Raw genomic sequence first — 13,344 nt, 5'->3', positions numbered from 1 at the left:
AGGTGGCTGCAGCGCAGGGCACAACGCTCGGCTCGCTGGGCAAACTGACGGAACTGCGTCAGCGCATCTTTTTCCTTATCGGTGCGCTGATCGTCTTCCGCCTCGGTTCGTTCATTCCCGTTCCGGGCGTGAATCCCGAGGCGATGACGAGCCTGGTCGAGGGTGGCGGCGGTCTGCTGAACATGGTCAACATGTTCTCGGGCGGCTCGCTGTCCCGCTTCTCGGTATTCGCTCTCGGTGTGGTGCCGTACATTTCGGCGTCGATCGTGGTGCAGATGATGGGCTCGGTCATTCCGTCGCTCCAGGCTCTGCGCAAGGAAGGCGAGGCGGGTCGTCGCAAGATGACCACGTACACGCGCTTCGGCACGGTCGGGCTCGCGGCATTCCAGGCTTTCGGCATCGCCGTGGCCCTGCAGAAGCAGGTTGCCGCGGGCGGTGCGCCGGTGGTCTACATGCCGGGTGCCGGCTTCGTCCTGGCATCGGTCGTCGGCCTCACCGCCGGCACCATGTTCCTGATGTGGCTGGGCGAGCAGATCACCGAGCGCGGTATCGGCAACGGTATCTCGATGCTGATCTTTGCGGGTATCGTCGCAGGCCTGCCGGCCGCCATCGTTCACACGCTGAGCATGGCGAACAACGGTGAGCTGTCGGTCCTGAAGCTGCTGATGGTGCTGGTGGTGATCCTGGCGGTGACGGCGTTCGTGGTGTTCATGGAGCGCGCCCAGCGGCGCATTACCGTGAACTATGCGAAGCAGGGCAGCCAGCGTCAGTTCCAGCGTCAGACCTCGCACCTGCCGCTGAAGATCAACATGGCGGGCGTCATTCCGCCGATCTTCGCGACCAGCCTGCTGCTCTTCCCCGCAACCGCGGCGACCTGGTTCGGCTCCGCCCACCAGTCCCGCTGGCTGCAATGGCTGACCACGGCGCTGAGTCCGGGTGAGCCGGTCCACGACATCGTGTTCGCGGTGCTGGTGATCGGGTTCGCCTTCTTCTATACGGCGATCGTGTTCAACTCGCAGGAAACGGCCGATAACCTCAAGCGTTCGGGCGCGCTGATTCCGGGCATCCGCCCGGGTCGGGCCACGGCGGACTACATCGATGGCGTCATGACCCGGCTTACCGGTGTCGGCGCGATTTACATCGTCCTGGTCTGCCTGGTGCCCACGTTCATGCAGAACGCCTGGCACGTCCCGTTCTATTTCGGCGGCACTTCGCTGCTGATCGTGGTGGTGGTGGTGATGGACTTCACGGCTCAGGTCCAGGCCCATCTCGTCAGCCACCAGTACGAGAGTCTGCTCAAGAAGTCGAATCTCCGTCGCAGTTGAGACGCGATGGGGACCCCAAAGTAGGGGAGGCCGCGGCGCCTGGCGCCGCAGGACTTCCCGTTTAGGTTAATAACGGTTAGAATTGCGCGTTTACCGCGCACGAAACGCATCGGAGACAGTACATCATGGCGCGCATCGCGGGTGTCAATTTGCCGGTCCAGAAGCATGTCTGGGTTGGTTTGCAGAGCATTTACGGAATCGGCCGGTCGCGGGCCAAGAAGGTCTGCGTCGACGCGGGCGTGGTCGCAACCACCCCGATCAAGTCGCTGAGCGAAGGCGAGGTCGAGAAGATCCGCGCCGAAGTCGCCAAGTACACGGTCGAAGGCGACCTCCGCCGCGAAATCGGCATGGCGGTCAAGCGTCTCATGGACCTCGGTTGCTACCGTGGCCTGCGCCATCGTCGCGGCCTGCCGGTGCGCGGCCAGCGCACGCGTACCAACGCCCGTACCCGCAAGGGTCCGCGTCGTCCGATCAAGAAGTAACGGATACCGATTATGGCTAAGCCGGTTAAAACCAAGAAGAAGATCAAGCGCGTCGTCACGGATGCCGTGGCCCACGTGCAGGCTTCTTTCAACAACACCATCGTCACGATCACCGACCGCCAGGGTAATGCCCTGTCGTGGGCGACGGCTGGCGGCGCGGGTTTCCGCGGTTCCCGCAAGTCCACCCCGTTCGCTGCCCAGGTTGCCGCCGAAAAGGCTGGCCGCGCTGCCGGCGACTACGGTGTGAAGACCGTGGAAGTGCGCATCAAGGGCCCCGGCCCGGGCCGCGAGTCGGCCGTGCGCTCTCTGAACGCGTTGGGCTACAAGGTGCTCAACATTATCGACGTCACGCCGATTCCGCATAACGGCTGCCGTCCCCCCAAGAAGCGTCGCGTCTAAGGAGCATAACCATGGCCCGTTATCGTGGAGCTACCTGCAAGCTGGCGCGTCGTGAAGGTGCCGACCTCGGTCTGAAGAGCCCGGCTCGCGCGCTTGATTCCAAGTGCAAGCTCGAAAACAAGCCCGGTCAGCATGGCGCCAACAAGCGCGCCCGTCTGTCGGACTACGCCGTTCAGCTGCGTGAGAAGCAGAAGGTCAAGCGCATCTACGGCGTGCTTGAGCGTCAGTTCAGCAACTACTACACCAAGGCTTCGACCCAGAAGGGCAACACGGGTGAAAACCTGCTGCGCCTGCTGGAAAGCCGTCTCGACAATGTTGTCTACCGCATGGGTTTCGCGGTCACCCGCGCCCAGGCTCGCCAGCTCGTGGCCCACAAGTCCGTCACGGTCAACGGTAAGAAGGTCAACGTGCCTTCCTATCACGTCCGTCCGGGCGACGAGGTCTCGCTGACCGAGAAGGCCCGCACGCAGCTGCGCGTGCAGGAAGCGGCGACCATCTACGACACGATGGACCTTCGTCCGTCGTGGGTCGAGGTCGACAGCAAGAAGTTCGCGGGTACGTTCAAGGCCGTCCCGGATCGTGGCGATCTCCCGGCCGATATCAACGAAGCCCTGATCGTCGAGCTTTACTCGAAGTAATCCATCGGAGCCTTGCATGGCAGTTTCGTCAACTAGTGTGCTGCGGCCTCGTGGCCTCAGCGTCGAGCAGCTTGGAGCGAACCGCGCGAAGGTGGTAGTCGAGCCGCTCGAGCGTGGCTTTGGCCACACCCTGGGCAACGCGCTGCGCCGCGTGCTGCTCTCTTCGATCCCGGGCAGCGCCATCGTCGAGGTCGAAATCGACGGCGTGCTGCACGAGTACACCACTCTCGAAGGTCTGCAGGAGGACGTGATCGAAGTCCTGCTGAACCTGAAAGACGTCGCCATCCGCCAGCACACCGGTGACGAAGTCACCCTGACGCTGTCGAAGAAGGGCAAGGGCGTGGTCACCGCCGGCGACATCGCGGTCGACCACTCCGTCGAAATCGTCAATCCGGAACATGTGATCTGCCACCTCACCAAGGACGTGGCCCTGAACATGCGCCTGAAGGTGCGTCGCGGCGTCGGCTACCAGCCGGCCAGCGCGCGCCAGCATCCGGACGACGAGACCCGGCCGATCGGCCGTCTGCAGCTCGACGCCTCGTTCGCGCCGGTCCTGCGCGTGGCTTACGAAGTGGACGCGGCTCGTGTCGAGCAGCGCACCAACCTCGACAAGCTCGTGCTGGACATCGAGACGAACGGCACCATCGGTGCTGAAGACGCGGTCCGCAAGGCCGCCGAGATCATCAACGACCAGCTGTCGGTCTTCGGTGACTTCTCGCGTCGCGAGAGCGATTCGACCAAGGCGGAGAAGGGCGGTTTCGATCCGCTGCTGCTCCGTCCGATCGACGACCTCGAGCTGACGGTCCGTTCGGCGAACTGCCTCAAGGCGGAAAGCATCTACTACATCGGCGACCTGGTCCAGAAGACCGAGGTCGAGCTGCTGAAGACGCCGAACCTGGGCAAGAAGTCGCTCACGGAGATCAAGGACGTTCTCGGCGGGCGCGGTCTCGCGCTCGGCATGAAGCTCGAAAACTGGCCGCCGCCGGGCCTGTCCCACGGCATGCAGTTGGGCTGATGTTTCACGGGGCGATCGTTCTTCGATCGCCCCGCTCCTTTGCTTCAACCGGCGGATACCTTGTGTACTTCCCCCGGTGTTCCAGAACGGTCCGCAGAGGCCGTGCTCTTATAACGGGGCGTTTTGACAGCCTCGAAAAGCGGGTAACCGCGGAAAGCCGGACCATCCTGGCCGGTTTTTCATAACAACAGACCTTAGAGAGTAAACGCCATGCGCCACCAGAAATCCGGTCGCAAGCTCAACCGCACGAGCAGCCACCGCGAAGCGATGTTCAAGAACATGGCTTCGTCGCTGATCAAGCACGAGCTGATTCGCACCACCCTTCCCAAGGCGAAGGAACTCCGTCGCGTCGCCGAGCCGCTCATCACGCTCGCCAAGACCGACGGCGTCGCCAACCGCCGCCTCGCTTTCTCGCGCCTGCGCGACAAGGAAGCCGTGGGCAAGCTGTTCGAGCTCGGCTCGCGTTACCGTGAGCGTCCCGGCGGCTACCTGCGCATCCTGAAGTGCGGCTTCCGCCCGGGCGACAACGCTCCGATGGCGTACGTCGAGCTGGTCGACCGTCCGGCCAAGAGCGAAGCCGTCGACGCCGAGTAAGCGTCGGTCATTCGATCGAAAGAGAACCCGGCAGGGCGACCTGCCGGGTTTTTTCGTTTGAACAGCCAGAAGTCCTTGTCTTGGTTGCAAAAGAAACTTCAGGCCAGGACTTACAACTCCCTCGACAAAGCGTTAACGTGGGTGTCCCGCATCGCAGCATCGTTCGCATGAGCCTTCGCAACTGGTCGTTCCGTACGCGTTATCTCGCCGGCTTCGTCGTCTGCGTGGGCCTCATGGCGTTCGCGCTTTACTCGCAGTACGTCATGCACCTCGACCCGTGCCCGCTTTGCATCTTCCAGCGCATCGCCGTGTGCATCATGGGCCTGTTCTTCCTCATCGGCGGGCTGCACGCGCCGCGGCGCACGGGCACCCGTGTGGTCTACGCCGCGCTCGTGGCGCTCGGTGGACTCTGGGGCATCGCCACGGCGGGCCGCCACCTGTGGCTCCAGTCGCTTCCGGCCGATCAGGTGCCGGCATGCGGCCCGGGCCTCGGATACCTCTTCGACGCCTTCCCGTTCATGAAGATGCTGAAGCTCGCATTCACCGGCTCCGGCGAGTGCGCGAAGGTCGAGCCGATCCTCGGCGTACCCATGCCCGGCTGGACCTTGCTCTGGTTCGTCGTGCTCATCGTCTGGGCGTTCCTTGCCGTTCGCCGTTCCGTTCGTTAAATTCCCGCGCCGCGCAGGCGCATCCACGCAGGCAGTACCGACATGCAACACTCCCTCAAAGCCGTAACTCCGCCGTCGCTCGACTGGACGCCGGGATCGTGGCGGTCGAGGACCGCCCTGCAGCAGCCCACGTACGAGGACGCCGCGGAGCTCGCCCGCTCCCTTGAACAGCTGGGCGAGTTGCCGCCGCTGGTCACCTCCTGGGAGATCCTGGCGCTGAAGCAGCGTATTGCCGAGGCCCAGGAGGGCGAACGGTTCCTGCTTCAGGGCGGCGATTGCGCCGAGAGCTTCGCCGACTGCAGCAGTCCGATCATCTCCAACCGTCTGAAGGTCCTGTTGCAGATGAGCCTGGTGCTCGTGCACGGCCTGAAGAAACCGGTGCTGCGCGTGGGGCGTTTCGCCGGTCAGTACGCCAAGCCGCGTTCGGCCGACACGGAGACGCGCGACGGCGTGACGCTGCCTGCGTTCCGCGGCGATCTGGTGAATAGCCCGGAGTTCACGGCAGAGGCGCGTCGCGCCGATCCGCAGCGCCTCATCAAGGCGCACGCCCGCTCGGCCATGACGATGAACTTCGTCCGTGCGCTGATCGATGGCGGCTTCGCCGACCTGCACCATCCCGAATACTGGGATCTTGCATGGGTGGAGCATTCGCCGCTCGCCGCGGAATACAGGCGCATGGTGGCCAGCATCGGCGATTCGCTGCGTTTCATGGAAACGCTGGCGGGCCAGTCCATCTCCAGCTACTCGCGGGTGGACTTCTACACCTCGCACGAAGCCCTGCTGCTGCATTACGAGGAGGCGCTCACCCGCCAGGTGCCGCGACAGGACGGCTGGTTCAACCTGTCTACGCATTTCCCGTGGATCGGCATGCGCACGGCGGCGCTCGACGGCGCGCACACGGAATACTTCCGCGGCATACGCAACCCGATCGCCGTGAAGGTGGGCCCGACAGTCCAGGCGGACGATCTGCTGCGCCTGATCGACGTGCTCAATCCGAACGAGGAACCGGGCCGTCTGACGCTCATCCACCGCATGGGCAACGACAAGATCGCCACGCAGTTGCAACCGCTCCTCGAAGCGGTGAAGCGGGAAGGCCGTCGTGTGCTGTGGGTGGCCGATCCGATGCACGGCAACACCGAGAGCACGAGCAACGGTTACAAGACCCGCCGCTTCGCGAACATCGCGGGCGAACTCGACCAGGCGTTCGACATCCACGCCGCCGCCGGTACGCGCCTCGGCGGCGTGCACCTGGAGCTCACGGGCGAGAACGTCACGGAATGCCTCGGCGGTGCTCGCGGACTCGTGGAACAGGACCTCGATCGCGCCTACAAGTCGATGGTCGATCCCCGCCTCAACTACGAGCAGTCGCTGGAACTGGCGATGCTGATCGTACGGAAGTCGGGCGGCATGGTCTGACCTGGAGAGCCCGCCGTCGAGGCGGGCTCGGCAGGCGCCATCGCGTTGACCGCGCCGGACGTGGCGACGACGAGTCAGCGCAGAGCTCCGTGCCGCGCGAGCGCCCACAAAACATGCTCCCTCACCATCGCCGACGGATGATCCACCCGCTCCCGCAGCGCGGCGACCACTTCATCGCTCGCCGGCGCATTGCCGAGCCCGACGGCGAGATTGCGTAACCACCCTTCGTAGCCCGTACGCCGGATGGCCATGCCCTCGGTGCGGGAGAGGAACTCTTCTTCGCTCCATGCGAACAGTTCGACGAGCTTCGGACCGTCGAGGCTGTGGCGCGGAGCGAAGTCGGGCTCCGTCGCGTCCTGCGCGAACTTGTTCCACGGACAGATCAGCTGGCAGTCGTCGCAGCCGAACACGCGGTTGCCCATGGGCTCGCGCAGTTCCACCGGGATGCTGCCCTTGAGTTCGATGGTGAGGTAAGAGATGCAGCGGCGCGCGTCGAGGCGATAGGGCGCGACGATGGCCTGGGTCGGGCAGATGTCGATGCAGCGGCGGCAACTGCCGCAATGGGCGCTTGCGGGCGCGTCGACGGGCAGGGGGAGGTCGGTGTACAGCTCGCCGAGGAAGAAGTACGAACCTGCGCGCTTGTTGATGAGCACGGTGTGCTTGCCGATCCAGCCGAGTCCGGCATTGCGCGCGATGGCTTTCTCGAGCACGGGAGCGGAATCGACGTAGGCGCGATAGCTGAAGTCGCCGATGCGCTCCTGGATGCGCGCCGCGAGTTTCTGCAGACGGTTGCGCATGACCTTGTGGTAGTCGCGGCCCAGTGCGTAGCGCGCCACGTACGCTTTTTCGCCATCGTTGATGACGTCCCATGCGTTCGGCATGCCGGGTGGCACATAGTCCATGCGCACGGAGATGACGCGGAGCGTGCCGGGTTCGAGTTCGGCCGGGCGGCTGCGGCGGGTGCCGTGGCGCGCCATGTAGTCCATCTCGCCGTGATGGCCCTCCGCGAGCCAGCTTTCCAGGTAGCGCTCGTCGTCGCCGAGGTCGGTGCCGGCGATGCCGGCGTCGGCGAAGCCGAGTTCGCGCGCCCAGCGTTTGATGTCGACGGCGAGGGCGGCGTAGTCGATGGCGGTGGAAACGGGCATGCCGCCATTCTACCGGGCCTCCTATAATCGGCCGATGACCGCCTTCGATCTGGATATCGCCCTCTTCACATCCGCCCAGGCGCGCGCGATCGACCGGCGCGCCATCGACGGGCTCGGTATTCCGGGCTTCGAGTTGATGACGCGCGCCGCCGCGGCGGCCTTCGCCATGCTGCGGCGGCGCTGGCCTGCGGCACGCCGGCTGCGCGTCGTATGCGGTACGGGAAACAATGGCGGCGACGGCTACCTCGTGGCTCGCGATGCCCTGGCCAACGGCCTGGCAGTGGACCTGGTGGCGCTCGGCCCGCCGCGCGGCGCGGACGCCATCAGCGCACGTGCCGCCTTCGAAGCGCTGGGCGGCACGGTGCATCCGTTGTCGGCCTGGCCGGCACTGCCGCCGGCTGACGTGGTGGTCGACGGGCTCTTCGGTACCGGCTTCGATCGCGTCCCCGAGGGGGACGCGCGGGAGGCCATCGAGGCGATCAACGCCAGCGGCATTCCCGTTTTCGCTCTCGACGTGCCTTCCGGCCTGTCCGCCGACACGGGCGCCTGTCCCGGCGTGGCGGTGCGCGCGGCAGCCACCGCCACCTTCATCGTGCACAAGCGTGGCCTGCATACCCATCGTGCCGAACTGGCGGGAGAGGTGGAACTGCAGCCGCTGGACCTTCCGCAAGACGTGCTGGAAGCGCCGGATGCATGGCTGATGGTGGTCTCCAGCTTGCCGCCGCGGCCGAGGGATTCGCACAAGGGGTCGAACGGCCACGTGCTCGCCATCGGCGGCGACCACGGCACGGGCGGCGCCATACGCATGGCGGCGGAAGCGGCGCTTCGTTCGGGCGCGGGCCTCGTCAGCGTGGCCACGCACGAGGCAAACGTGCTGGCCCTGAATGCAGCGCGCCCCGAATTGATGGCGCACGCCGTGAACGGCCCGCAGGCGCTGCAACCGATGCTGGACAAGGCCTCTGTCGTCGCGCTCGGGCCGGGTCTCGGGCAAGGTGCCTGGGGTCATGCATTGTGGACGACGGCGCTGGACATGGACCTGCCGACGGTTCTCGACGCCGACGGCCTCAACCTCTTGCATGCGGAACCCCGGCGCCTTCCGGCGAGGGCGGTGCTCACGCCGCACCCAGGGGAGGCAGGCCGGCTCCTCGGAATCGAAACCGCCGCGGTGCAGTCCGACCGTTTCGCAGCGGCACGCGAGCTGGCGCGCCGCTATCGCGCGGTGGTGGTGTTGAAGGGCAACGGCAGCCTCGTGGCGTCGCCCGATGGCGAGGTCTCCGTCTGTCCCTGGGGAAATCCGGGCATGGCCAGTGGCGGCATGGGTGACACCCTCACGGGTGTCATTGCCGGCTTGCTGGGGCAGGGATGCGATCCCTATCGCGCGGCTTGCCTGGGTGTTGCCCTCCACGCCCGCGCGGCCGACGTCGCGGCGCGAGCGGGCGAACGCGGTTTGCTCGCGGGCGATCTGCTCGATCCGTTGCGGCGGCTCGTGAACGGGCTGGACGCATGAACCGCGAGCAGATCCTTCCCGACGAAGCGGCCACGATCGCACTGGGGCAGCGACTCGCCGAGCGACTGCAAGGCGGCCTGGTGGTCTACCTCCACGGTGATCTGGGCGCCGGCAAGACGACCTTCGCGCGCGCCTTCCTGCGCGCCCTCGGCGTCGGCGAGCGGGTGAAGAGTCCCACCTACAGCCTGATCGAGGGCTACGAGCTCGAAGGCCGGCGGGCCTATCACCTCGACCTCTACCGCATCGCCGATCCGGGCGAGCTGGAATGGCTGGGGCTGGACAGCCTGGCCGAGCCCGGCGCCATCGTGCTGGTGGAGTGGCCGGAGCGCGGAACGGGAGCCTTGCCCCCGGTCGACCTGGAAATCCGCTTCCGGCACGACGGAAGCGGCCGGGTCGTAAGCTTCGAGCCGCGTTCTCCGGCGGGCGAGCTCCTCATCGACTCCTTGTAGGGACAGGCGGATACGGGGGCGGATCTGGCCTACGGCATCGCCGACACTTCTGACGATTTGCAGGCGATTCCTGTACGGTTGTTGACGAAGTGTTCGCAGGTTATGGATTAACAAGGCAAATATCTTGCATTCAGCGAGCACTTGCAGTTCAATCCGGGCCGTATGAGGGGAATCACTATCAAATTCTGCCTTCTTGCGTGCGTGACCGCCGTCGCGACGCTGGCGTCTGGCCGCTCGACGGCCGCCGACGTCAATGCGGCCCGCGTCTGGGCGGGGCCCGAGTACACGCGCGTGGTGTTCGATCTTTCCGGGCCCGCCAAGTACAAGATGTCGGCTGGCGACACCCCGGGCAGCGTGGTGCTGGATATCGCTGGCAGTGCTGTCGCCGGCAATTTCTCGGCACCGGGCGGCCAGGGCCTCTATAAATCGCTGACGACCGCGAAGCAGGGCTCGACGGCGCGCGTGGTGGCGAAGGTCGACCCTGCCGCCAAGCCGAAAAGCTTCCTCCTGAAGCCGGCCGGCGATTACGGCTACCGCCTCGTGCTGGACCTCTACCCGGGCGGGCAGAGCGACCCGGGCGACAACCCGGTCATCGACGACACGCCCAGCGTCGTCAAGGTGGCCGCAGCCGCGGCGCGGGACACCCGGGCGGCGAAGACGGTTCCCCCTGGCAAGCCCCCCATGCTCGCCACCGAGCGCAAGGTGGTGGTGGCGATCGATGCCGGCCACGGCGGCGAAGATCCGGGGGCGCGCGGTGCGACCGGCCTGCGCGAAAAGGACGTCACCCTGCAGGTGGCGCGCGAGCTGGCGGACCAGATCAACCGGCAGCCCGGCATGCAGGCCGTGCTCACCCGCAACGGCGACTACTTCATTCCGCTGAAGCGCCGCTACCAGATCGCCCGCGAGCACAACGCTGACATGTTCGTGTCCATCCACGCGGATGCGTTCAAGAACAGCGATGCCAAGGGGTCGTCGGTCTGGGTGCTTTCGCCGCGCGGCAAGACGTCGGAGGCCGCGCGCTGGCTGGCCGATCGGGAAAACCGTGCCGACCTTGTCGGCGGTGTGTCGCTCGACGACAAGGACGACACGCTGGCGGCCGTACTACTCGACCTCCAGCAGGGCTACGCCATGCAGGCCAGCGAGTCCATCGCAGGCAACGTGCTGAAGGCGCTGGGCCGTCTTGGTCCCACGCACCGCGGCTACGTGGAGCGGGCCAACTTCGTCGTGCTGCGGTCGCCGGATGTGCCGTCGATCCTGGTGGAGACGGCCTTCATCACGAATCCTCTGGAAGAAAAGCGGCTCCGCGACGAAGGCCATCGCCGCCAGCTCGCCACGGCGGTGCTCGGCGGCGTGCGCAACTATTTTGAGTCGATGCCGCCGCCGGGAACCTGGTTCGCCGCGCAGGCAGCCCGCCGCAACGGTACGCTCGTGGCGGCCGCGCGCTCGTCCGACGACGACGGCGATACCGCGCCGTCGAAGCCGTCCGGCAATACCGCCACGCCTGCGAAGGCGGCTGCCTCGAAGCCCGCCGCCCCCGTGGTCGTCGCCAAGGCGGACGTGCCCGCTGCTGGCAGGAAAGCCGGGGGCCGTGCCGACGACAACGTTCGCGACGTGCACCGCGTCAACCGTGGCGAAACCCTCACCGGCATCGCACAGCAGTACGGCGTGTCGGTCGGCGCACTGAAACTCGCCAACAAGATGACCGACAACACCGTGCGTGTCGGCACGGTCATGCTCATTCCTTCCGGCTGACGCCCCCTGGGGCGGCGTCCGCCGCCATCGGCTATCCTTCAGGGCTTGCAAGCCCGTCAGGTCAAGCCGTCATGCCCATTCGTCCCCTGCCGCCGGAACTGATCAACCAGATCGCCGCCGGCGAAGTCATCGAGCGGCCCGCCTCGGTGGTGAAGGAACTGGTCGAGAACAGCATCGACGCCGGTGCGCGCCGCATCGAGGTCGACATCGAGCAGGGCGGCGTCCGGCTCATCCGCGTGCGCGACGACGGGGGCGGCATTCCCCGCGACGAGCTTCCGCTGGCGGTGGCCTCGCATGCCACCAGCAAGATCGGCAGCTTCGACGACCTCGAGCGTGTATCGAGCATGGGCTTTCGCGGCGAGGCGCTCGCCTCCGTGTCCTCCGTGGCGCGCTTCTCGCTCACGTCGCGCCAGGCGGGCGACGATTCCGCCTGGCGCATCGAGGTGGACGGCGGCCGCATGCAGGACGTGCGGCCCGCCCAGCATCCACAGGGAACCACGATCGAGGTTCGCGACCTTTTCTACAACGTGCCTGCGCGGCGCAAGTTCCTGCGCGCGGAGCGCACGGAGTTCGCGCACATCGACGACCTGCTGAAGTCGCTGGCGCTGGCACGCGAGGGCGTGGACATCCGCCTCAGTCACAATGGCAAGCCCGTGCGTCTGCTCAAGCCCGCGCGCGACGAGAACGCCGCGCTGGCCCGCGTCGCGGAAGTGCTCGGCCCCGAATTTCCCGGACAGGCACTGCGCGTGGAGCACGAGGCGGCCGGCATGCGTCTCTCCGGTTGGGTCGGTTTGCCCACCGCGTCGCGTTCGCAGGCCGATCAGCAGTATTTCTACGTCAACGGTCGCCTGGTGCGCGATCGCATCGTCGCCCATGCCGTGCGCCAGGCTTACGCGGACGTGCTGTTCCACGGCCGGCATCCGGTATTCGTCCTGTTCCTGGAACTCGATCCGGCGGGGGTGGACGTCAATGTGCACCCGGCGAAGAACGAGGTGCGCTTCCGCGAGCAGCGCCTGATCCACGATTTCCTCTTCCGCACCCTGCACGAGGCGCTGGCGCAGACGCGCGCGGGCGCTGCCTTGCCATCGGCCGAGATCGACGTGCCGGTGAGCGCCGGCGCGGTGGGGGCCTTCATCGATCACCGTCCGCTCGCATCGCCGTCGTCTTCGTCGTCGGCGATGCCCGCGTGGCCGCAGCAGGCCAGTCAGTCGCGGCTGAACCTCGGCGTGCGCGACCAGCCGCTGGCCGACTACGCCACGCTGTTCGGTGCGTCGACGGCTTCGCGCCCGGCGCCCTTGCCGGCGGGCAACGAGGCGAACGACGACGTGCCGCCGCTCGGCTACGCCATCGCGCAGCTGAAGAACATCTACGTGCTGGCGGAGAACGCGCACGGTCTCGTGTTGGTCGACATGCACGCCGCGCACGAGCGCATCACGTACGAAAAGCTGAAGAACGGGCGCGTCACCGCCAATCTGCGCTCGCAGATGCTGCTGGTGCCGTTGTCCATCGCCGTGAGCACGAAGGAGGCCGCCGCGGCCGAAGAGCATGCCGACGCCCTGGGCGAGTGGGGTCTCGAACTTTCCCGCAGCGGGCCCGGTGCCGTGGTGGTGCGTCGCATTCCCTCGTTGCTCGAGGGCGCCGATGTGGCGCAACTCACGCGCGACGTACTCGGCGAACTGGCGCAGCACGGAAGTTCCCGCCGGCTCGAGGAACTGGAAAACGAACTCCTTTCGACGATGGCGTGTCACGGGTCCGTGCGAGCCGGCCGGCGCCTGGGCATTCCCGAGATGAACGCGCTGCTGCGCGAGATGGAAGCGACGGAACGTTCCGGGCAATGCAACCATGGCCGACCGACGTGGGTGCAGCTGTCGCTGGGCGAACTCGACAAGCTCTTCCTGCGCGGGCGTTGATGCGTGCGAAGTCGGCCTACGTTCCGGTAATGGTTTTCGTTCGA

General features: G+C 66.4%; 13 protein-coding genes. 12 read left to right on the top strand and 1 reads right to left on the bottom strand.

Features of this window, described 5'->3' with window-relative positions; translation table 11 throughout:
* The first annotated feature begins 2 nt into the window (after positions 1-2).
* The 8 genes from secY to HBF26_RS10750 all read left to right on the top strand — a co-directional run bounded on the left by secY (position 3) and on the right by HBF26_RS10750 (position 6,537).
* The gene (gene secY, locus HBF26_RS10785; RefSeq protein ID WP_167022113.1) at positions 3-1,325 is read left to right on the top strand and encodes a preprotein translocase subunit SecY; all 1,323 of its coding nucleotides are present in this window, start codon (positions 3-5) and stop codon (positions 1,323-1,325) included.
* Positions 1,326-1,450: 125 nt separating this feature from the next.
* Complete coding sequence (gene rpsM, locus HBF26_RS10780) at positions 1,451-1,807, top strand: 30S ribosomal protein S13 (protein ID WP_166699365.1); 357 nt, start codon at positions 1,451-1,453, stop codon at positions 1,805-1,807.
* A 12-nt stretch (positions 1,808-1,819) separates the two neighbouring features.
* Positions 1,820-2,206, top strand: a complete 387-nt coding sequence (gene rpsK, locus HBF26_RS10775) for a 30S ribosomal protein S11 (RefSeq protein ID WP_007513384.1) — start codon at positions 1,820-1,822, stop codon at positions 2,204-2,206.
* An 11-nt stretch (positions 2,207-2,217) separates the two neighbouring features.
* Positions 2,218-2,844, top strand: coding sequence for a 30S ribosomal protein S4 (rpsD, locus tag HBF26_RS10770; protein ID WP_029213873.1), 627 nt, complete (start codon positions 2,218-2,220; stop codon positions 2,842-2,844).
* 16 nt (positions 2,845-2,860) lie between these two features.
* Positions 2,861-3,859, top strand: a complete 999-nt coding sequence (locus HBF26_RS10765) for a DNA-directed RNA polymerase subunit alpha (RefSeq protein WP_167022115.1) — start codon at positions 2,861-2,863, stop codon at positions 3,857-3,859.
* Between the two features lie 210 nt (positions 3,860-4,069).
* Positions 4,070-4,453 (top strand): 50S ribosomal protein L17, encoded by a 384-nt coding sequence (gene rplQ / locus HBF26_RS10760; protein WP_167125901.1) that lies wholly within the window; start codon positions 4,070-4,072, stop codon positions 4,451-4,453.
* Positions 4,454-4,620: 167 nt separating this feature from the next.
* Positions 4,621-5,121: a disulfide bond formation protein B gene (locus HBF26_RS10755; protein WP_167125898.1), complete on the top strand. Its 501-nt coding sequence runs from the start codon at positions 4,621-4,623 to the stop codon at positions 5,119-5,121.
* 42 nt (positions 5,122-5,163) lie between these two features.
* Positions 5,164-6,537, top strand: a complete 1,374-nt coding sequence (locus tag HBF26_RS10750; RefSeq protein ID WP_167125895.1) for a class II 3-deoxy-7-phosphoheptulonate synthase — start codon at positions 5,164-5,166, stop codon at positions 6,535-6,537.
* Positions 6,538-6,611: 74 nt separating this feature from the next.
* On the opposite strand, the gene queG is transcribed toward HBF26_RS10750, so the two are convergent.
* On the bottom strand, positions 6,612-7,682 hold the full coding sequence (gene queG / locus HBF26_RS10745; protein WP_167125892.1) for a tRNA epoxyqueuosine(34) reductase QueG: 1,071 nt from the start codon (positions 7,680-7,682) through the stop codon (positions 6,612-6,614).
* Between the two features lie 34 nt (positions 7,683-7,716).
* Here queG and HBF26_RS10740 point away from each other — a divergent pair, with 34 nt between their 5' ends.
* The 4 genes from HBF26_RS10740 to mutL all read left to right on the top strand — a co-directional run bounded on the left by HBF26_RS10740 (position 7,717) and on the right by mutL (position 13,300).
* Entirely contained in the window at positions 7,717-9,189 is a 1,473-nt protein-coding gene (locus HBF26_RS10740) for an NAD(P)H-hydrate dehydratase (RefSeq protein ID WP_167126529.1), read from the top strand.
* Positions 9,186-9,638, top strand: coding sequence for a tRNA (adenosine(37)-N6)-threonylcarbamoyltransferase complex ATPase subunit type 1 TsaE (gene tsaE, locus HBF26_RS10735; RefSeq protein ID WP_167125888.1), 453 nt, complete (start codon positions 9,186-9,188; stop codon positions 9,636-9,638). Before HBF26_RS10740 ends, tsaE begins: the two co-directional genes overlap by 4 nt.
* 162 nt (positions 9,639-9,800) lie before the next feature.
* Entirely contained in the window at positions 9,801-11,390 is a 1,590-nt protein-coding gene (locus HBF26_RS10730) for an N-acetylmuramoyl-L-alanine amidase (protein ID WP_167125885.1), read from the top strand.
* A gap of 71 nt (positions 11,391-11,461) precedes the next feature.
* Positions 11,462-13,300 carry a DNA mismatch repair endonuclease MutL gene (gene mutL / locus HBF26_RS10725; RefSeq protein WP_167125882.1) on the top strand — a complete coding sequence of 613 codons (1,839 nt, stop codon included), beginning with the start codon at positions 11,462-11,464 and terminating at the stop codon, positions 13,298-13,300.
* Positions 13,301-13,344 lie beyond the last annotated feature (44 nt).

It is taken from the genome of Luteibacter jiangsuensis (assembly GCF_011742555.1).
Lineage (GTDB): Bacteria > Pseudomonadota > Gammaproteobacteria > Xanthomonadales > Rhodanobacteraceae > Luteibacter > Luteibacter jiangsuensis.
This window is presented reverse-complemented; position numbering and strand designations above follow the sequence as displayed.